At 58.0% G+C, this 21,109-nt stretch carries 15 protein-coding genes; 8 read left to right on the forward strand and 7 right to left on the reverse strand.

Annotated elements, in window-relative coordinates; genetic code table 11:
* Window positions 1-64 precede the first annotated feature (64 nt).
* On the forward strand, window positions 65-1,234 hold the full coding sequence (locus tag IH881_12560; GenBank protein MCH7868518.1) for an SGNH/GDSL hydrolase family protein: 1,170 nt from the start codon (window positions 65-67) through the stop codon (window positions 1,232-1,234).
* Between the two features lie 23 nt (window positions 1,235-1,257).
* On the opposite strand, the gene IH881_12565 is transcribed toward IH881_12560, so the two are convergent.
* The 3 genes from IH881_12565 to IH881_12575 all read right to left on the reverse strand — a co-directional run bounded on the left by IH881_12565 (window position 1,258) and on the right by IH881_12575 (window position 5,124).
* Entirely contained in the window at window positions 1,258-3,492 is a 2,235-nt protein-coding gene (locus tag IH881_12565) for a N,N-dimethylformamidase (GenBank protein ID MCH7868519.1), read from the reverse strand.
* A 31-nt stretch (window positions 3,493-3,523) separates the two neighbouring features.
* Complete coding sequence (locus IH881_12570) at window positions 3,524-3,733, reverse strand: hypothetical protein (protein MCH7868520.1); 210 nt, start codon at window positions 3,731-3,733, stop codon at window positions 3,524-3,526.
* 146 nt (window positions 3,734-3,879) lie between these two features.
* The gene (locus tag IH881_12575; GenBank protein MCH7868521.1) at window positions 3,880-5,124 is read right to left on the reverse strand and encodes an aminopeptidase P family protein; all 1,245 of its coding nucleotides are present in this window, start codon (window positions 5,122-5,124) and stop codon (window positions 3,880-3,882) included.
* A gap of 273 nt (window positions 5,125-5,397) precedes the next feature.
* On the opposite strand from IH881_12575, the gene IH881_12580 reads away from it, so the two are divergent.
* Entirely contained in the window at window positions 5,398-6,915 is a 1,518-nt protein-coding gene (locus tag IH881_12580; protein MCH7868522.1) for a sulfatase, read from the forward strand.
* 211 nt (window positions 6,916-7,126) lie between these two features.
* A complete protein-coding gene (locus IH881_12585; protein MCH7868523.1) occupies window positions 7,127-7,900 on the forward strand; it encodes a sulfatase-like hydrolase/transferase in 774 nt (257 codons plus the stop codon).
* 89 nt (window positions 7,901-7,989) lie between these two features.
* On the opposite strand, the gene IH881_12590 is transcribed toward IH881_12585, so the two are convergent.
* Window positions 7,990-9,342, reverse strand: coding sequence for a beta-glucosidase (locus IH881_12590; GenBank protein ID MCH7868524.1), 1,353 nt, complete (start codon window positions 9,340-9,342; stop codon window positions 7,990-7,992).
* A gap of 258 nt (window positions 9,343-9,600) precedes the next feature.
* Between IH881_12590 and IH881_12595 the strand changes: the two genes are divergently transcribed.
* Window positions 9,601-10,980 carry a glycosyltransferase family 39 protein gene (locus IH881_12595; GenBank protein MCH7868525.1) on the forward strand — a complete coding sequence of 460 codons (1,380 nt, stop codon included), beginning with the start codon at window positions 9,601-9,603 and terminating at the stop codon, window positions 10,978-10,980.
* A 91-nt stretch (window positions 10,981-11,071) separates the two neighbouring features.
* On the opposite strand, the gene ggt is transcribed toward IH881_12595, so the two are convergent.
* The gene (gene ggt, locus IH881_12600) at window positions 11,072-12,820 is read right to left on the reverse strand and encodes a gamma-glutamyltransferase (protein MCH7868526.1); all 1,749 of its coding nucleotides are present in this window, start codon (window positions 12,818-12,820) and stop codon (window positions 11,072-11,074) included.
* 137 nt (window positions 12,821-12,957) lie between these two features.
* On the opposite strand from ggt, the gene IH881_12605 reads away from it, so the two are divergent.
* Both IH881_12605 and IH881_12610 read left to right on the forward strand, forming a co-directional pair.
* Window positions 12,958-14,031, forward strand: a complete 1,074-nt coding sequence (locus IH881_12605) for a hypothetical protein (GenBank protein ID MCH7868527.1) — start codon at window positions 12,958-12,960, stop codon at window positions 14,029-14,031.
* Between the two features lie 207 nt (window positions 14,032-14,238).
* A complete protein-coding gene (locus IH881_12610) occupies window positions 14,239-14,754 on the forward strand; it encodes a hypothetical protein (protein ID MCH7868528.1) in 516 nt (171 codons plus the stop codon).
* 95 nt (window positions 14,755-14,849) lie between these two features.
* Here the strand turns inward: IH881_12610 and IH881_12615 are convergent, their stop codons facing one another.
* Together IH881_12615 and IH881_12620 are read right to left on the reverse strand one after the other, a co-directional pair.
* Window positions 14,850-15,740: a phytanoyl-CoA dioxygenase family protein gene (locus IH881_12615; protein MCH7868529.1), complete on the reverse strand. Its 891-nt coding sequence runs from the start codon at window positions 15,738-15,740 to the stop codon at window positions 14,850-14,852.
* Window positions 15,741-15,819: 79 nt separating this feature from the next.
* Window positions 15,820-17,058: an FAD-binding oxidoreductase gene (locus tag IH881_12620; GenBank protein MCH7868530.1), complete on the reverse strand. Its 1,239-nt coding sequence runs from the start codon at window positions 17,056-17,058 to the stop codon at window positions 15,820-15,822.
* A 185-nt stretch (window positions 17,059-17,243) separates the two neighbouring features.
* Between IH881_12620 and IH881_12625 the strand changes: the two genes are divergently transcribed.
* Together IH881_12625 and IH881_12630 are read left to right on the forward strand one after the other, a co-directional pair.
* Window positions 17,244-18,827, forward strand: a complete 1,584-nt coding sequence (locus tag IH881_12625; protein MCH7868531.1) for an APC family permease — start codon at window positions 17,244-17,246, stop codon at window positions 18,825-18,827.
* A 67-nt stretch (window positions 18,828-18,894) separates the two neighbouring features.
* On the forward strand, window positions 18,895-21,109 hold a 2,215-nt coding region (locus IH881_12630), incomplete at its 3' end, for an aminotransferase class III-fold pyridoxal phosphate-dependent enzyme (protein MCH7868532.1).

Genomic DNA, 21,109 nt, shown 5'->3' on the forward strand with positions numbered 1-21,109 from the left:
GGCGCGCCGACAGAAAGTGCTTGAATTCACCTCGGAAGTCGTGATACTGCTTCCGAGGTTTTTGATGACGGCGCCGGATTCCCCTTCAAAGAAGTCGCACGCCGGCTCTCTTGTATCCGGCCTGGTTTCGACCGTCAGCTTCGTGCTGATCGTCTTGGTTCTACTCGAAGGCCTCTCGCGACTCTTTCTGGACCCGGTACCCGAAGTGCGCGTCGCGGCGCGAGTCATCCCCAAGAGCACGGAACCCATTTCTCTTGAACTCGAAGGCGTTCCAGACCGAGGGGGGCTTTACCAGCGAACTCGCTCGGGCTTGCGGCTACGGCCCCAGACCCACGCGGTCTTGAAGAACGAGCGGCTCAGCGGTCTTACCATCGATATACGAACCAATTCACTGGGCTATCGCGGGCCGGAGATCGATGCGCGGGAAGGCACGCGGATTCTCTTTCTAGGAGACTCGATCACCTTCGCCAACTACTTGCCCGAAGAAGAAACTTTCGTGCACCTGACCCGGGTTTTGGGTGCGGCGAAGGGTCACTCCTGGAACACCATCAATGCAGGGGTGGGTACGATCAGCCTGGGCAACGAACTTGCGATTCTCAAGGAAACGGGAATCTCCGTCGAGCCCGATGTCGTGGTGCTGGCATTTTATCTCAATGACTTTCACGAGTCGCCGGGAATATTTGTCGCGAGAATTCCCAAGGCCATCGCTTGGAGCAGGGTGGTTCAGCACGTTGCACGGATCCACAGCCAGAACGCGAAATCGTCCAAGGAGAAGAAGTCGAGATTCATCGCGCAGGTGCGGGAGGATCTCGCGCGTCAACTGAATCCCGCCCCTGGAAACTGGCGCATAAACCCGCGAGCCTTTGATGCATTGATTCTCAAGAATGCTCGCGATTGGGGAGGCGCCTGGTCGGACGCAGCGTGGACCTCAATGGTGCCGCTCTTCGAAGAGTTGAAGCGACTCTCGGACGAGCACGGCTTTCAGTTGGCCATCGTTGCGTTTCCCGTCCGCTACCAGGTGCTGTCCGAGTTTTCCAACGACTGGCCCCAGCAACAGCTCGCCAAGATCGCAAAATCTCTGGACGTACCGTTGCTAGATCTTCTTCCCTCGCAGCGTCGTGCCAAGGGAGCGCTCTACTACGATCATTGCCATCATTCGCCACGGGGTGCCCGACTTGCAGCCGTGGAGATCACAGAGTTCTTGGCAACTCAGGTGTTGAACGACGAACCCTGAAATTTGGTGGGGCTGAGATCACATCAGTCGGGCATGGAAAAGGGATCGTCTTTCAGGAAACGTCGAACCACGTTCTCCGTAATTCTCGATACGTTGTTGTCGTATTTGTGATGGGAGAGGCTCGCGCTCCAGGCGATCGATCCGACAGAGAACACGGCACCGCCTCCGGGCGTTTCAAAAAACGTCATATCAGCCCGAATGTCCGGGTTCTGAATGCCGTCCATGGCGCTGTGGTGAAAGCCTGTTTCGTCGGGCACCAGATAGGTGTTTTGCGAATGGCCTTCGGAACTGGCAACCACCAGAGTATGCGAGGGGGTTCCCAGCATGGTGTTTGTCGCATCAATTTCTCCACCGCTGGCACCATCGCCGCCAATGCCAAAGTTGCCGATCACTTCGTCCTCACCGATGCCCTCGAACATGAAGCGGACCCGAGGATCGAAGCTCGCTTCCTTACGCTTGTAATAACCGGAAGCATCAAATCCGACGGCGACCGTGCCTACGCCAACCAAAGCCTGGGGTGCCATACCGAGGCGTCGCCACAAGCCACCGTACTCTCCGGTGAACTCCAGATAGTATTCACCGGGTTCCTCGTCGCGGTATCGAATGCCGTCTTCCGGCCGGCGCAGCTCGAGCATGCCGGGCATGTCGGATGAAAGAGCGCAGCGCCAGATGAATCCATTGCCGCCGAGATAGACCAGGCGACCCTCTCGTGCGAGATACGCCCGCATCCCGTCCCACATGGGTGTGGTGTAATATTCGGGATGGGTGCCCGTCAGCACGGCCTGGTATCCATCCAGCAACGCGGCACCTTCCTCGTGAAGGTCCTCATCGGTGATCACATCGTATTCAATGCCTTGATTTTCCAGCCAACCCATGATGTGGGTATCGGCATTGAAACCCCACAGGTGTGTCTTGGGTGACATATTGAGCACGGGACGCAACCTCGACGCATAGCGCACGCCGCTTCCGTCGGAATGAGTGTCGTAGGTCGATAAACCGAACTCGTTGTGCTCCTGCAGAAAGACGTCGCCTTTCTCCAATGTGGTCCAACCAGCCTCTGTAACCTCGCAAAAGCGTTCATGGAATAGCCAGTGATAATTCGCATACGCCATGTAGGTGACTGTCGAAGCCAAGAAGGCGAGTTTCGAGGTAGTGGTACCTCGAGGGGGTCGCACGAAGAAGGTCACGTACGATTCGTCGTCTTCGGCTTTGAGACGCACCGCATACACACCACTTGGCAGATCATCGGGTACGGTGTACTCGAAATCTGTGTCCCACCCGGCGTCATAAAGGTCATCGTCGTGGAAATGAATGGCGCCATATTCCTGCGGTGCATGTCGCCAGTTCTGCTCTTTACCGCTCCAGTTGTAACCTTTGCAACCGCGTGAAGGCAGATTGACCGTATTTCCGTGAAGCCCGTTGGGACCCACATCGGTGAGTGCGCCACCGCCAATATCGCGTGAGAAATCCCAAGCTCCAATCACTCGGTTGTTTTGTTCATGGGGTTGGGCGTCCTCGGCCATCGCTGAACGTTCCGCCGAAGACAGTACTCCTGCAGTCAAACGCGGCCGGTCGATCTTGCCATTGTAATGACATTTCGATCCTGGCTTCCCCGTCGATAACGTCGCGGGCAAGGCCGCAAACATGAGCGGTAAATTCGACTCGACACAAGCGCCCAGATCCACTGAACTCGTTGTACTGGCAACGATGTGATTTTCATGGTCGACATTGATGGGTTCCTGGCAGACGTTGAGTTCGCCCTTCAGCGCATCATACGATCCGCTCACCAGATACCAGCGCCGCATGGCCAATGGCTCGCCGGTGCTGATTTCAACCTTCTTGCCGCAACCATCCCCTAGCTTGATCGCAAGCGCACCAGCTTCATCGATGAATAGAGCAAACCCGAGAGCCGGATCCTCCTGCCAGCGGGTAATCAGAGCTTGCTCTCCCTTATGGGGTGTCGTCGGCCATATCCACGCCTGAACTGTGAAACTTTCGAGGGCGGAGAGTTCCGGTGCATTGGGCACCACCGCATAAGAACCCGCGTCGATGGGCTGCAACCGTCCAGGATATTCACCACTGAAGGCTGCCTCGATCTCTTCTTCACGATAAATATCATGCCTGGGGTCGTCATCGCCGCAAATGACCCGGATGAGATCGGCGTGATAGCGCTTGGGCCCGTATGTGCTCACCTTGACGTCGAGCGTCTCGCCCGGTGCGATGCCCCAGGTTTTCGAGTATCCCAAAATTTTCTTCATACACTCACCAGCCGGGCCATTGGAAAACCGTTCATGTCAGGCTCTCCCCCGTCACTGTTTCCCAGCGCAGTCTGAAAACTTCCCAAACCCCTTCATCGTAGTCGGTAAAAACACGGTCTTCGAAGAGTTCCACCGTGGCTCCGCGCTCTGTTGGCATTTTTGCCAGGGTCCATTCACAACCGCGCTGGGTGCAAACCAGAATGTGACGATCGGCCATGGGCATGACTCGCAATCGATTCACGACGAGTGCAAGTTCCGGGCTAAAAGGTCCGCCCGGATTACCTCGAAACTCTAGGGCGAGATCCGTTCTCGATGGATCGATTTCATACATCGGGCATCCCTTTTTCGACTTTGTTTCTACGTTGCTGGAACGACGGACTCACGCCGCTAATCGCCCACGACAATGAGATCCAGCGGCGACTTTAGCGGCAGATACGCAGTATCCGCCTTGAACAACAGTGTATCGATGTAATAGGTAATTCCCGACATGCGGGGCGAGTAGAACTGGCTCTCGAAATTGACGACCGTCCCCGGTTCTAGAATCTTGTCCGTCTCGGTGTCCGTCATCTCGTAGACATAATTGCCAACCCAATCGGGCGGAAAGGCGAGACCAAGCTCGTAACCGCCGACCCAACCAGCATCGGACCAGATGCCAACCTCCTCGTAATAGGCCCGGGTCCTGGTCACGAGTTCCGAAATCGGCAGGTTGGGACGCATGATCTCGGCGATCACATCGAAAACACCCGCGGACAGCCGGTGATATTCCATTACGTCCTTGGCGGGCTCGCCGACATGAAAAGATCGTCCGGCGTTGCCGTGATAGCGATTGAACACGCCACTGATGTCGACATTGACTTGTTCGCCAGCCTTGATGACTTTGCGACTGGCAAGCGAATGGCCGCAATTGGCTTTCAGCCCTGAATTCACCGGCAACGTAATTCCCGGGTTCTCGCCGCCCGCCTGCGCCATGGCGTAGGCGATCTCGCCGTAGACATCGAGTTCGGTGACACCCGGTCGGATTGCATTCTTCGCGGCCTGCAAACCGATATCGGTGATTTCAGCGGCCTTTTCGATACACGCGATCTCGGCTTCCGATTTGATCCAACGAACATCGCGCAGGATATCGCTACCGTCGGCCACACTCATACCGCTGCTCTCGAAAGCATCCCGGAAGCGTTGGCTGATTACAGGATTGGGCCGGTAGCTGTGAAACTCCATTCCGACCGTGCCAGAGGACAGCCAACCCTGAGATTTCAGTTCGTCGATGATGAATGAAATGCCATCGCGACGCCCCCCCAGCGGGAATATCCGGACATCCTTCGCGCACGTCACAAAGCGGGACATGATGGCTTCGCTGGGCGTGTCGAAGAGGATGAAGTCGTCACGCTCCTTGTGAATCGCAATTCCGCTTGTGGCCGGCCATTGCTTGGGGCCCTGCGCCTGATACCAGATGCATTTGTAGCCGCTCACGTAGTAAAGGCTCTCGGGAGCCATGAGCCACAAGACATCAATGCCATCGCTTTCCATTCGCGCACGAATGCGCTGAAGACGATTTTGAAACTCTTCGATGCTGAACGCCAATTCCTTCTCGGGCTGGCATTGCTCGAGGGCAAGCTCGCGATTGATCCCCATCGACCCTCTCCTTCATTTCCATGGATTGCGTTACTGCGCCACCAATCAACATCCCGCGTCATGACCAAGTTTGAGATGTCTAATATGGGCCATGGAGAGGCGTTGCATACGGCTTCTGCTATTGGGAGGAAAGCAGACATCGCTGGGAAAAGCCCGCCGTTGCGGGGCCGCACCAGCCGGGCCCCGAAGACGGGGATCACTCTCATGATCGCGAGAAGTTCCACGTTGCACCTGCCTGACGGCAATCGTACCATCGGCGCCGAGGCTGGTAATATGCGCGCTGTACACTGCACCGTCATAGCATTTGCACTCCTTTGGATTCCCATCCAGTTCGCCCAAGCGCAGTCCCCCGTCGCCTCCGCCCCCCCTGCGCAATTAAACGTCTTGTTCATCCTGGCCGATGATCTTGGTTACAGCGATACCACTCTCTACGGAACGACCTGGTTCTACGAGACGCCGAACATCAGACGTCTCGCGAGCCGAGGCATGGTCTTCCGCAATGCATACTCGGCGAGCCCCGTCTGCTCCGCGACCCGTGCCAGCATCTTGACTGGGCAGGCACCCGGCCGTCTCGGGATAACAGCAGCGGGCGGGCATATTGAGCGAGCGATCACGAAGTCCAGATTTCGCACACCGGAAGAGATTGCGGACCGGCCCAAATTAAAATCGAGGAAGGCCAGTACCCCGGTCGCGGCAACCCGGCTTGGCCTCGAAGTGGAAACGCTGGCCGAAGTACTTCAGAGTGCGGGTTACGCCACTGGACACTTCGGGAAGTGGCATCTCGGCCATGAGCCCTACAGCCCTCTTGAGCAGGGCTTCGATGTCGACATTCCCCACTGGTCCGGCCCCGGACCCGCGGGTTCGTATACGGCACCTTGGCAATTTCCGGAGGAGTTGGACTTCGAACCCAATATTCCGGGTGAACACATCGAAGATCGACTGGCCCAAGAGGCCGTGGCGTTCATGGAGAAACACAAGAACCGGCCATTCTTTATCAACTATTGGGCGTACTCGACCCATGGACCGTTTGACGCCAAGGCGATCCTGGTCGACAAATACGTCAAGAAAGTTCATTCGGTCAATGCCCAACGGAGTCCGATCTATGCAGCGATGGTTCAGAGCTTCGATGAGGCGGTCGGGACATTACTCGATGCCCTGGATCGACTCGAACTCGCAGAGCAAACGATCGTCGTGTTCTACTCGGACAATGGTGGGAGTACCTATGACCGAATCCACAACGTTCCGGCGACGAGCAACGCACCGCTGCGGGGCGGTAAGGGAGAGATCTACGAAGGCGGAATCCGGGTTCCGGCAGTTGTGATCTGGCCCGGACATGTAGCGCCCGGCAGCAAGAGCGATGCATTGCTGAGCAGTACGGACTGGTATCCCACTCTGCTCGAGATGCTCAACCTGGTCAAACCAAAAGGACACATTCTGGATGGTGTGTCGCAGGTTCCTGCATTCTTGTCCCAGAGCGATCCGCGTGCCCAGCTTCCTTGTTTCGTCCCCCACTATTTTCTGAAAGCCGGGACCGTACCGGCAACTTCGATGCGGCGCGGAAAATGGAAATTGATCCGCTTTCATCACGATGGGGATGACCAGCGCGATCGCTTCGAACTGTATGATCTCGAAGCGGACATCGGCGAGAGGGTGAATCTGGCCAGCCGACATCCAGATCGGGTGCTGGCCCTCGACACAGAGATTTCCAACTACCTGAGCCGCATTGGCGCATTCGTCCCGAGGCGAAACCCGGCGTACGTAGGTTCTATCACGGTGGACGCCATGAAGTAGTTATGCACTACCATCAATCGACCGTGCGAAACGGGGAAGAACCACGGCGTCAGAAATAGGGGTGATACCGAATTGCGGATGCCGAGGGCGTGTTCATTGCGAGAGGGGTGGGGCGATCCTCCGATTCGTCTTGATCGCATCAATGTTCTGGGCCTGTGGATCGGATCCCGCGGAAGAGATAATCGGCGAGGGGGCTCCTCGGGAAGCGCGCGTGGAGCAGAAGGCCCCGGCCCAACAGAACATCGTCGTCATCTTGATCGATACGCTTCGTCCGGATCACCTCGGTTTCAACGGCCATCATCGCGAAACGGCACCCTATCTCGCGTCGCTCGCCGAGCGCTCCGTGGTCTTCAGCCATGCGGTCTCGACCTCTACCTGGACCGCGCCTTCGACCGCGTCACTCTTTACGGCGCTGCACCCCCTGCGACACGGTGTGCATATCGGCGTCGTGGCCCATCACAAGCGGGTCGTGCTGGACGAAGCGGCCGGGGTCATGAAGCTCCAGATCAACCGCTTGCCGGAGTCGATCGCGACGCTCCCTGAACTCTTTCGCGATCTCGGTTATCGCACCTTTGGTATCGCGGCGAACCCCAATATCGGTTCGAGTATCGGCTTCGATCGCTTCAAGCTACTAGAGGGTCGCTCACTCAGTGTCGAGGAAGCCCGCAAGGCGGGCCGCACCCGGAAGCCCTTTCGTTGGGCCAATGGAGAGGAACTCTACAAAGAACTCTCGAGCTGGCAGGCCGACATCAAGCGCGGCCCGGAACCGTTCTTCCTCTACATCCATATCAACGACGTTCACGATCCCTGCAAAAAGCACGCTGGCTTCTATCGCGAGCCGACCGGTGAAGATTACGGTCGCGCCCTCTACGACAGCGGGATCGGCTACGTGGACGAGATTCTTTCGCGCGTACACCGCGATCTCGATGTTCTGCTCGATCCGCAGAAGGTCGAGGCGCTGCGTGTCCTCGGGTACGGAGACTAGCGAGGGACACAGGAAATTTGGAGATTGACCGTTTGCTCGCAACAGAGGAAAACGGCGAGGGTTTGCTGTTAGAGGCCCTGAGCTAAGAGCTACTTCACTCGGTTGTTCGCCGCGACTTCTGCGTACCAATGGCCCGACTGCTTCAGGGTTCGCTCGCCGCTCTCGAAATCAACCCAGGTCAAGCCAAAACGCTGGTCATAGCCCTCGCTCCACTCGAAGTTGTCGAGCAGGCTCCAGGCGTGATAGCCCCGCACATCGGCCCCTTCGGCGATCGCACGGCCGAGGGCGTCGAGATAGCCACGGTAGAATTCGATGCGGCGATCGTCGCAAATCACGCCCGAATCATTGGGGGCGTCGTCGTACGAGCAGCCGTTCTCCGTGATCTCCATTGGAAGCTCTGGATAATCGGCACTGACACGTTTCACCATGTCGTAGAGCGCATCGGGCCAGACTTCCCAACCAAAGTCGGTGCGTGGGACCTCGCGACCGCCGAGGCCGAGATCCGGCGCGGCATCGATCCCGATCGGGCCACCGGGTTGATGGGCGACCAATGTCCGCATGTAGAGATTGATGCCGACGAAGTCGAGGGGGGTGCGCAACCGATCCATGTCATCCCGCTCGATTCCCATTCGCTCAATCGGCAGGCCCTCGGGAAAGGCGTTGGGGTAGTGGCCCTCGAGGGCGGGCGTGAGGTACCAGTAATTGGTGAAGGCATGCCAGCGCTCGGCGGCGGCCACGTCGCGTTCGTCGTCGCCGGCGGGTCCGGTGGGCGACATGCTGAGCGAGGTTCCGATATTGGCCGTTGGACAGGTGGCCTTCATGGCGCGAAAGGCATCGGCCTGCGCGAGATTGACGACGTGGCTTGCGCGCAGGGTGTCGTCGAGGCTGCGGCGGCCGGGAGCATGAATACCCGCGAGGTAGCCCATCACGGTGAAGATCCCGGGCTCATTGAAGATGATCCAATCCGAAACCCGATCGCCCAGAGCACCCACGACGTGTTCCGCATAATCGGTGAAGCGGCCCGCGGTGTCTCGTGCCGGCCAACCCCCAGCCTGCTCGAGGGGGAGGGGCAGGTCCCAGTGATAGAGCGTGGGGAAGGGGCGAATGCCGGCTTCGAGCAGGGCGTCGACCAGGCGGCGGTAGTAGTCGACGCCGTTGGCATTGGGCGGGCCGGAGCCGGTGGGCTGAATCCTGGTCCAGGAAATCGAGAATCGATAGCTGGTGAGATTCATCTCTCTGAGGAGTGCGATGTCCTCCTCAAAACGATGGTACGAGTCGCATGCCACGTTCCCGGTATCGCCGTTCTTGATCTTGCCGGGTGTGTGGGTGAAGTGATCCCAGATCGATACGCCCTTGCCATCCTCGTTCCAGGCGCCTTCGATCTGGTAGGAGGCAGTCGCCGCCCCCCAATGAAAACCTGTCGGAAAATCCATTCGCTCCATCCCGCGTCGCTCGAGCGAACGCTCGAGGAGGGCAACTGATTCGCACAAAGCGTAGCCGCTATGACGGGGAGTGGCCCCGAATACAGCTAGCACGATCTCCCCCGATCTTGATCGCCTACAGTTGCAACGTTAAGCTGTCGATGGTTTCTCTCCCTGGCGGCGAAAACAGGTCTCGCGCATCATCATGGAAAGCTCAACCAGCGAGGAGTTCTTCGCCTTGATATCCGCCTCGTTTCATTCCAGTCGCGGCAAACAGTCATGAGCGAGGCGAGCAGCCGTGGGCAGGGTAGGTGGGGGCGCTGGCTGTCGCAGCTTCATTCACCGGTTCCGCTCCCGAAAGGTACGCCCTTCGAGCAGCGCTTGATCACCATGGGTGCGTTGCTGATCTTCGCCGCAGGGCTGGCGTTTCGCCTGTTTTACGGACACCGCATCCGTGAAACCTTCGGGCTGATAGGAAACCGTTTCGGGCAAGCGACGGGAATTGCGAACAACCTGCTGGAAAACGGTTTCTATTCGATCGACGGAATACACCCAAATGTGACCGAAGAGCCCGTTTATCCGGTCGTGGTCGCATTTTCCCAATGGCTCCCGGGAGCACCGTGGCTTTCCTACCTGTTGGTGCAGATTGGGGTTGCAGCGGTTGGTGCCTGGGCGGTTTATCGATTGTGCGTATTGTGCGGAACTCACCGCCCACACGCACTCCTTACCGCGGCGCTCTTCTTCACGCACCCCTACCTCGCGAGCCAGTCAGTCGCGATCGCAGATACGCAACTGTTTGCGAGTGTGCTGATCTTGACGGTTTGTTCATGGCTCACACTACAGGAACACAACAACGTGCGCGCGGCGCTGGGCGCTGGATCTTGCCTTGCGCTTTGTTTCTTGACTCGGAACACAACCCTAGTTGTTTTGCCGGCTATTGCTGTGTTTTTTCTGGCAACGATGTGGGCAGAGGGTTGGCAAGGCTGGCAGAATCGCGTGCGGAATGTTGCGTTGGCCTGTTCTATTACACTGGTACTTGTCACGCCATGGTGCATTCGGATTTGGCAGCTGACCGATCACTTCATGGTGGCGACGCATGGAACCATGGAATTCCATGCTGGGAACAACTCACACATCTACAAACGCTTGGCGGACAATCTCAGTGTTGACGGCATGGAATTGGATCCTGGGCTCAAGCTTTGGAAGCTCGCTGAGTCACGCTATCAGCCAAGGTCTCCAAGATTTACGGTCTACTTGGAGAATTTGCATCGAAGCAAAGGGGTCGATTGGGTAATCGAACATCCAGACGAATTCATTGCAATGGTGCCACTGCGCTTGTTCAGGATGTGGAGCTGGAACCTCAATCCTAAATTCGACAGATATGGGAAGCTGAATCCCAACTACGAATTGAAGGCGAGCATATTGAGGGTATTTTATATTCCGGTTACCCTGCTCGCCGGATTCGCGTTCTGCGTTCCGGTATTGTGGAATCGAGGCACCGTGTTCTGTGCCGGAATTTTGATCTTCTTCAGCTGCGCGGCAGCCTTGCTCTTTGGCTTCACTCGGCTCCGTACGCCATTTGACATTTTTTTGATCATCCCTGCAGTACAAGGTGCGTTGTGGTTGTCGACTCGGTTGCGAGAAAGATGGGGAAGCTAAGAGAAGAAAAGGGGAGTGGCGGATCGCTGATTCTATTCGCCACCATTGGCGTAGTGACCTGTCCTCGAAATCCCGCCTCAGCAAGTTGCAATCAGTAGCCGACGGCCTGACCATCGAAGCGCATCTCTGAGGCGCCGTGGTAGACGCCGGTTTTCGGGTCGCGCCAGATGGCCTGATAGCCGCCCACGTAGGGGCGGGTTTCGTTGCTTACCCGGTGACCGCGTCGCTCGAGTTCGTCGGCCACTGCCCGGGGGATTCCGGCTTCCAGCTCAACGGTGCCGCTGCCGTCTGCAGCTTTGCCGTTGGGTTGCGAGCTGCCGGAATGGATCAGCCGGGCGGCGTCGCCGGCCTCTTGAACATTCATCCCGAAATCAATCTGATTGATCAGAATTTGGACGTGGGCCTGGGGTTGTAATGCGCCGCCCATTACGCCGAAACTCATCACCGGTTGGCCGTCCCGCATCACAAAGGCGGGGATGATGGTGTGGAACGGGCGCTTGCCCGGGGCGTAGACGTTGGCGTGACCATCCTCGAGCGAAAAAGACGATCCGCGGTTTTGCAATACGAAGCCTGCTCCCTTCGGTACCACCCAGCTTCCGAATTCCCAGAAATTACTTTGAATCAAGGACACCATCATTCCAGCTGCGTCCGCGGTCGCGATGTAGGTGGTATCGCCTTTTTCTGGAGGGGAGCCGGCCTCCACCGCGGGGGCTGCGGTTTTCATCTGGATCCGTTTGCTTCGCTCCCGCGCGTAGGCGTCTGAGAGCAAGGCTTCCACCGGAGTCTTTTGAAACGCGGGGTCGGCGTAATAACGAGCGCGGTCTTCGTAGGCGAGTTTTTTGGCCTCGATGAGGACGTGCCAGAAGTCAGCGCTGTCTCGTCCCATCCCTGCCAGGTCGAAGTGTTCGAGGATCTTGAGCATCTGAAGCGCAGCAATCCCCTGGGTGGGAGGTGGGAGTTCGTAAACCTCGTACCCGCGATAATTTACGCTGACCGGTTTCACCCAATTCCCCTGATGGGCGGCGAGATCCTCGACACTCAAAAAGCCACCCGCAGCTTGAACCGCGGTGGCGATGGATATTGCAAGCTCTCCCGTGTAGAAGGCATTGCGGCCTTTTGTCGCGATGCTCTCGTAGGTCGCTGCAAGATCGGGATTGCGAAATATTTCTCCCACCTCGGGTGGCTGCCCAGCGCTGAGGAAGGTCTGCTTGAAATTCGAAAACCTTCCTTCGGGCGCCGAGGGCTCTTCGAGTCCTTCAATTCCCCATTCCCACTGCAGGGCGTCGACTTCTGTAATTGGAACCCCCTCGCGCGCGTAGCGGATCGCCGGCGCAAGCAGTTCCTTCATGGGAAGTATCCCGAAACGTTCATGCAGCCGAAACCAGCCATCGACTGCACCCGGAACCGAAACGGTGAGGGGGCCACGAAGCGGGATCTTGCCCGTCGAGGCGGTCAACTCACGCAATTTCTGGGTGCTCAACCCTTGCGGTGATCTGCCGCTGGCGTTGAGTCCGTGCAGGGATTTTGTGTCGGGGCTAAAGACGATGGCGAAGAGGTCGCCGCCGATTCCACAAGCAAAGGGTTCTACCAGGGACAGCATTGCATTTGCGGCGATTGCTGCATCTACCGCGCTACCGCCGCGTTTTAAAATATCGACCGCGACCGCGGATGCGAGCGGGTGGCTGGTTGCCGCCATGCCGTTGCGCGCCAGCACGGGGCTACGACTTGCAAACGCCTTGCCGCTGAGACGCGTGCCTCCGTGATCCGATGCCTGAACATCCGCGCCGAAGTTCACGATGAGGAACACCGTGAGCAGGGTTCGCAAAGAAGGCTTTAGCATGTTGGGATGTCCTTGCGACAACTCTACCATGCTGCCGGATCGCTTCGTAGATTCGAATTCAAGCTCGATTGTGCCCGCAGAAGGCATGGTCCATACTTTCATGCATGTCAAATCCGCAGCCGGTACCGGGAGAAGGCGTGCCCAGGCCACCTGTCGAGACGGCAACGCGTGTACTTTCCACTCTATACGTTGTACTAGTCGTTCTGTTTGCAATTCACGTCGTGTGGGTCGCGATCGACACTCACTATACGATTCCCACCAGGGACGACTGGCGCCTTCTCGACGGCATGTTCTCATCACCGACCCTGGAGTGGATACTTACAGACCAGGTCGGCCACCGGGTCCCCGTCACGCTGTCATTGATGTATTTCGATTACACGATCTTTGGCGGCCACATGCACCTGCTCGTGTTGGCTTCTTTGCTTTGGACGGGTGTCGCGGTCGCAATACTCGCGCGAGCACCGCGCTTTCGAGACTTGTCGCTTGACCCGCTCGCCTGGACCGCCGTGGCCTTCGCGTGCTTCTTGTTTTTCTGGGCCGTCTCGAGACACGACCTCGGGTGGGGGATGCATCAAGGAACGCTCCTATCGGCCATGTTCGCTGTCGTGTCTGTAGCCGCATTGGGAACTGCCGCTCGTCGCAAGCTCGACAACGGAATACCTGGGACGCTCCCGCTACTCACCGCAGTTGCCGCGGCGATCGGGGCGAGCTTCAGTTCGGGAATCGGCTTTGCGTGCTGGGCTGGCCTGTTTACCGTGAGCCTGCTCATCCCGTTGTCGGCGCGTGCGATTGCTGCGCTTTGGGTCTGCGCTGCAGTTGTGCTCGTGGTGTACATGACGGGGCTCGAGGACTCGGGTTTCAAAGCGCCCAAAGACGCCTATCTTTGGAAACTTTCGAACGTTCCTGGCAGACTCTTCGAGTTTGCAATCGCCTACGTCGGAGCGCCCGCGGCAACCCTTTTCGCCGGTGCTCCAAAAGCCGATGCGTACAATTTTGCACGATTCGCCGGCGCCATCGGATTTGCCGGGTACGTCACCTTGGTTTTGTACTTGGTGATTCGTCGCGACAAAATGACACCACTTCATGTGTTCGCAGTCGGACTGCCGAGTATCGCGCTGGCCGGAGGGTTCATGGTCGGGCTCAACCGCCTCAACTGGCCGAATTACCCCTCGATGGCCCTTCGCTATTCAACCTGGTCGACTCTTTTTTGAATTGGTCTCGTTTTCGCGATTCCCTCCTTGCGTCGGCGTCCGAACTTTCGACCAGGCTGGCCGTCTCTTTTCGGCATAGTGCTATTTGTCGGGCTGTCGGTTCTTCTCCTCCCAGAGTTTCGCGCGCAGCGTGGCGCTCAAGCTGCGCACAAGTCTTACAATGCATACATAAGCACAATGCATCTGCTCGGGATTCGCTGGGACCCGATGTCGAAAAACTCGATCCGACCGCTGCCTGACCGCACCTACCGGATCGTCGAACGGCTGCGGCGAGATCGTCGAAGTTTCTTCGGAGAGCATCGCGCTTCATGGGTTGGCAGTTCCATAGCCGACGACTTCGAACTGGCCGACGATGACCGTTGCACGGGTGGCGTTAGTTGGACGCAGCTGACGCTCACGCGTGATGATCCGGTGCTGCGGGTAACAGGCTGGGCCATCGATCACAAACGCGAAACGCCAATCGAACATATCCTGGTCGCAGACGGAGCAGGAATCGTGAGAGGGCTCGGAATTTACGTTCGGAGGGACGCAGATCTCGGCGAGATCCAGCTCCCCTTGGAAGATTTTCCATGGGCCGGGTTCTTGGGACAGCCCAGTGGCCGCGGGCCGTACCGCGCTTTCGGTGTCCTGAACGGATCGCTCATCTGCGATCTGAAACTGTCAGCCAAGGCGATTCGGTGGCCTGGCTACCAGCACCGCAAGTTGAGAGCCAAGCCGTTATAGGATTTATTCGCAATCGACTGGAGGCGAATCGAGCGCGACGCCTCTCCGGTGATCGACACCGATCGTTAGTGGCGCAGTGTCGGTGAGCTCCGCGGCTAGAGTTCGACTGCCGGACTGAAGGTGCCGCCCAGATCCAGGATCGGCTTTTTGAAGGGCGTGTCGTGAAAGGCGGACGTGAACAGCTTTTTGCGGAGCACGTTGTCGCTCAATTTCTTGAGCGGTACATACGCCCGTTCGGCCGGCGATATGTTCATGAACGCGCCTTCTTCGTTCGGGCCCTGAGCCGCGGGGATGGGTGCGTTGGAAACAGCATTGTAGGAAGAGAAGAGAAGAGGGCGAGGGGAGTCTGTCTCGTTCGCGCCGGAACCGTGGAACAGGTTGCAGTGGAAGAACACGGCATCGCCGACATCGAGTTCGATCTGCACCACGCCAAGGGTTTCCTTCGCCGCCGCTAGCCTCGGCTCAAAGCTTTCGAATCCGTTATCGCCTGTCCGGTGGTCGATGCGCCCCATGAGGTGCGAGCCGGGGATGAACTGCGTGCAGCCGTTGGCTTTGGTTGCGGGCTCCAGCGCAAGGGCGACAGTGAGCATATTGGGATACGGAACGCCATCGTCATACCAGCTGGCAAAATCCTGGTGCCAGTCCACGTGTGCACGAGACCGCGCCGGCTTGATCGTGATCTTCGAATGCCAGTGATAACAGGCGTCGCCCAATAGCGACTCGGTAGCCTCTACCATCCGAGCCATGCGGGGAATCATGCCAATGATGTCATCCGCGAGCTCAGTCCAGATGCAAATCGGATGAGGCTCGTCCGCGTGATCCACCATGCCATAGAGCGAGCCGTTGATCGTGGGGTCTTCACGTGTGGCGCGCCGGAGCGGTTCCAATTCCAGCGGGTCGAAGAAATGTGGCAGGTGGAGCAGACCGTCGCGCTGGTAGGTTTGGAGCTGTTCTTTCGTGAGCGTGAGCTTTTGGGTGTTGTCCATGGAGGATCTCCGGTGACGCCCTCTGACCCAGCGAGCGTAGCACTGAGCCTCAAACACGTATCCTCTCGGATGTTGGCGCCTACTTGCGAGCGGCGCCGGGGGCGAGCACCTCGAACATTTGCCGGGCGCGCAGCGGCACCCTTCCCGTGTCGATGAGTTCGGCCATCAGTTCACCGGTCGCGGGGCTCATGCAGACACCGTCCCCTCCGAAGCGCGTCGCCACGTAGCCGTTTTGCCATTCTGGGAGTCGGCCCATCACGGGCTTCTGGTAGGGAGGCGTTGGCGCCATGGCGAGCAGATCGCCCCGATGTTCGACGATCGTGGCGTCCTCGAGCGCGGGCAAGATCCGCGCGACACCTTCCAGGGTCTGCAGCTTTACTTCGTCGCTCAGGCTGGCGTCGAGATTGGGACGATCGATGAAATCGTCCGAACCGTACTTGGCAAGAATCACCTCGCCGTTTTTCTTGGGGAGGATCCAGTAATCCCCGGCTGAGAGGATATGGAGCGGCAGGTCGATCGGCATCTTTGCACGCAGACACTCGGTGAAGACGGGGCGGCAGGCAATCTCGCAGCCGAGCAGGGCGCTCCCTTCTCCAATCCACGGGCCAGTGGCGAGCACCACTGCATCGGCTTGCAGTTCGTTTCCCGATGCGAGTCGGACGCCAGTAATCTTGTCGCCCTCGGTCGCGAAGCCCACCACCTCTCCCCGCACGATTTCGGTGCCCAGTTTTTCCGCAGCCTGGGCCATGGCGAGGGTGAACTTGTAGGGCTCCACCTGTCCAGCGGGATAGCTGATGCCGCCCACGTAGTCCGGGTTCAACGAAGGAAACTGCTCTCGCAGCGCAGCTGCGTCGATCCAGGTGGATTCGACGCCGCCCACTTCTCGCATGGGGCGGAGCAGTTCCTGTGGCCCCCCCGCTTCCTCGAGTGCCTGCTGGGTCAACAGGTTTGTGCAGGGCGTTTCGCAGTACTCGATGTCAATCCCGCCGCGCTCCTTCAACTCGATTGCGAACTCCGGCATGCGATCATTGGACGCGGAGTGGAGATAGAGCCAATGCTCGACGCTCTCGCCGGGCACTGTCAACGCGGTGTCCAGGGGGCCGCCTTCGAGTGCTTCGGAGGGCGTCGTGACGCATGTCTCCCAAGCGAACATCGCCGGCGCGTAGACAAACATTGCCCAGGCCTTGCCCGATGCACGAACGGCGATGGATTCACGATCGACGATGCATGCAGAGATCCCCCGACGGCCTAAGTGATAGGCAATTGAGCAGCCGATGACTCCGGCTCCGACGATGATCACATCCTTGCGTATCGACATGGTGCGTATTCCTAGAATTCCTTGTTGTGGGTCGCCAGATGAAACGGAATCGTTGCGCCTGGGGGTTGAACTCGCGCCGTAGGATACCCCGGAGAGGAGAGGTCGGTATAGTCCCCCGGATGATGGATTCGAATGTAGCGGGAACCATGATCGATCCTGCGCAGGCAGGGTTGAAGAAGCACCGGATGACGACGTCCACCGTTGTCTTCATGATCTTTTGTCTTTGTGCCGCCGGCGCCTACGGGATCGAAGAAATGATCCCTCAGGCGGGGCCTGGTCTGACGCTCGTCATGTTGATTGTGCTTCCTTTCGTGTGGAGCACTCCGATGGGGCTGGTGGCCTCGGAGCTAGGGTCCGCAATCCCTCAAGAGGGAGGATTCTACAAGTGGGTACAGCGCGCCTGCGGTGAATTCTGGGGCTTTCAGGCCGGCTGGTGGCGGACCATCTCCATCTATTTCGACAATACGATCTACGTCGTGCTTGCAGGATCGTATACCGCCAGCGTCATCGACCTTACACCGATCGAGGAATATCTCTTCAAGGCGTCGGTCATCGTCCTTTTCACCTACATCAATATTCGAGGCATCAAGGACGTCGGGGCGGTGAGCACGGCCATCTCCATTGTCGTCATGATCGCCTTTGCGATGGTCGCTGCCTTCGGTTTCGCGAACTGGCAGAGCAATCCCTTTGAGCCCTTCATTCCACCGGGTCAGACTCTGCTGCAGAGCATCGGGGCCGGGATTGCGATCGGCATCTGGGTGTACTCCGGCTATGAGTCCATGTCGACCATGGCGGGCGAAATCGAAGATCCCCAGGTGATTCCGAAGGCCACCATGATCACGGTTCCCTTGATCATGGCGGTGTACATCCTGCCCACCATGGGCGGGCTCGCCTCTCTTGGATCCTGGAGTGAATGGGCTTCGGAAGGCGGCCTGTCCTACAGCGATGTCGTAGCGAATCACGTTCCCGCTCTCGGGATCCTATTTGTGTTCGTGGCGGTGATCGCACAGTTTTCCATCTTCAATACCTATATTGCGTCCGGCTCCAGGGGGTTTTTCGCCCTCGCTCAAGATAATTTGGCACCGAGAGCGCTCGTCAAGTGCAGCAAAGAGCGCGGCGTTCCCTACATCGCAGTCTTGTCTCTGGGGGCGTTCAGTCTCGTCGTCTGCATGTTTCCGTTCGAAGTAATCGTGGTCGTGGACGTGATGCTCTTCATGGCCGCCTACGTGCTGATCTTCATCTCCGCCTGCATCTTGCGTATCAAGGAGCCAGACCTCGAAAGACCCTTTAAGGTTCCGTTCGGGACCAAGGGTTTCATCGCCATGTGCGTCCCACCGATCAGCATCGCTTTCGTTGCACTGTTCATCAATGGAACCGATTACTTCGTGGGAGGCATGCTTGCCATGGTGAGCGGGCCAGTCGCGTATTTCATCTTCAGGAGAAAATACGGTGGCTTGACGAAGATCGATCCTGTGCGCCATCCGGGCAATCCAAAGACCGGACTGGGAATCGGCGATACAAAGAGAATGGCGTGGATGTTCGGAATCCTGACGGCAGTCGGAATCATCGCCGTCTTTTTCCTGCCATGGTACGACGACCCACAGTCTTACACGGACGACTACGGGATCGAGGGACTTTTCGACATGCTCATGAGTTGCATACGCTGGATGACCGCGGCCTTTGGCATGCTCACCGCCGCCTTGCTGATCATTGCCAGACGCGTCGAGCCGGCCGAAACGGCGGCGCGACGAGTTGCTGCGTCTCTATGAATTAGCCTAGTATCCGCGGATTACCGAAGGTCCAAACTTTTGTTTTGCGATCAGGGAGTGAACGTCTGTGGCAAATCCGAGTACGAATCCTCAAATTTCAGTAATACGAACCCTCGAGTCCGATCCACCACGATTCACATCCGGCGCCGCAGAGCGAATCGCGCTGCGCAGCTTTGGCATCAAAGCGCAGGCCGCATCGTTAGACAGCGAACGCGATCAAAATTTTCGCCTGCACACAGCCGACGGTACACAATACGTTTTGAAAATCGCCAACGCAGAGGAAGATCCAGCCGCGATTGATTTCGAAAACGCTGTGCTGGAGCACATCCGCACGGTGGCGCCCACTATTCCCGTACCGCGAATTGTTGCATCGACGGGCAACGAGAATGTCGTCATTCATCCTTTCAAGGGCGTGAATTATCTTGTGCGATGTCTTACGTGGCTAACCGGAGAATGCGTGGATGACGTTGAATCGACACCTGGCTTGCGCAAGCAAATGGGCGTGGAATTGGCCACCCTGGGCCGGGCATTGCGCGGTTTATTTCATCCTGCTGCACGCAAGCCCTTGCTCTGGGACATACAAAATCTTGCAGAGCTGACGCCCTGGATCGCCGACATCGAAGATGCCGGTACGCGCGAGGTCTGCACCACGTTTGTTAGCCGTTTCGCGGAGAACACCCTGCCAAAACTGGCGGGGCTGCGATGCCAGGTTATTTACAACGACCTGCACGGGGGCAACGTATACGTTAACGACGATTCGCCGCGCCGAATCAGTGGTATAGGCGATTTTGGCGACACCCTTTACGGGCCCTTGATTTGTGATGTGGCGGTTGCGGCGGCCTACCAATTGTCAATGGGCGATGATCCGCTCAACGACGTCATCGAGTTTGTGCAAGCCTACAACAGCATCACGGCCCTGGAACGCGAAGAACTCGACCTGCTCCCCGACCTTATAATGGCACGACTGGTTACGATGCTGACGATCGCTGCGTGGCGCGTCAGCCGCTATCCGGAAAATCGCGATTACATTCTCGGTGATACAGGCGCGGCGACTAAGGGGCTGAAGGTACTGTCCGAGGCTCCGACACACGAATTTGCGCGGCGCCTTCGCGAGGCTTGTGGGCTGGTTGACTCTGCGGACGATTCGGCGAACCAACAAAGTGATGAGGAGTTAAGAAATCGCCGCGAGTTGGTTTTCGGTTCAACATTCGAATTGTTCTACGATCGCCCCGTTAATCTCGTACGTGGTGACGGCGTATGGCTTTATGACCGGGCCGGCGAAGCGTATCTCGACGCTTATAACAATGTACCGCTGGTGGGGCATTGTCACCCCGCTGTCGTCAATGCGCTGAGTCGCCAGGCAGCGACGCTGAATACGCACACGCGCTATTTGAACAACGCTGTCGTCGAATATGCCGACCGGCTGTTGTCGCTATTCCCTGCGAACCTGGATCGGGCTATGTTCAGCTGCACGGGTAGTGAGGCAAATGAACTTGCAATACGAGTCGCGCGTGCCTACACCGGCAACGAGGGAGTCATCGTTACACGTTGCGCCTATCACGGCAATACAACGACGATCGCCGAGCTTTCTCCCGGTGACTCCGGGAAAGAAACGTTCGAAGATTGGGTGGAGACCATACCCTCGCCCGATACGTATCGGCGAACGGCACGAAAGAATAGTTCCGAGTGGGTGCAGGACTACCTGGACGAAGTCGATCTCGCACTCGAGCGCATGCGCGGCCGTGGCGTCAAGCCGGCGGCGCTATTGCTGGATTGCGCTTTCACCAGCGATGGCATGTTTCTGCCGCCGCAAGGGCTTGTCACTGGAGCGTCGGCCAAGATCAGGGCTGCCGGTGGCGTGTTGATCGCCGATGAGGTGCAGGCGGGTTTCGGTCGGCTCGGCCAGGCGATGTGGGGCTTCGAAGTTCATGGCGCTGAGCCTGAAATCGTAACGCTGGGCAAACCGATCGGCAATGGCCATCCCCTGGCCGCGACGATCATGCAACACGAACTCCTGGACGCGTTTATGGAGCGCGATCATTACTTCAACACCTTTGGCGGCAATCCCGTATCTGCGAAAGTCGGCCTGGCCGTATTGGACACCTTCGAGCGTGACGGCCTGTTGCGAAACTCCCTGGAAACCGGACGCTATCTAAAGGATCGCCTGGAGGGTCTGGCCGAGAGTTATGAGTGCATCGGCGATGTTCGTTCATTCGGTCTCTTCGCAGGCGTTGAACTCGTGTCAGATCGCGCTTCAAAAACTCCGGCAACGAACCTAGCCA

Source organism: Myxococcales bacterium (assembly GCA_022563535.1).
Classification (GTDB): domain Bacteria; phylum Myxococcota_A; class UBA9160; order UBA9160; family UBA4427; genus DUBZ01.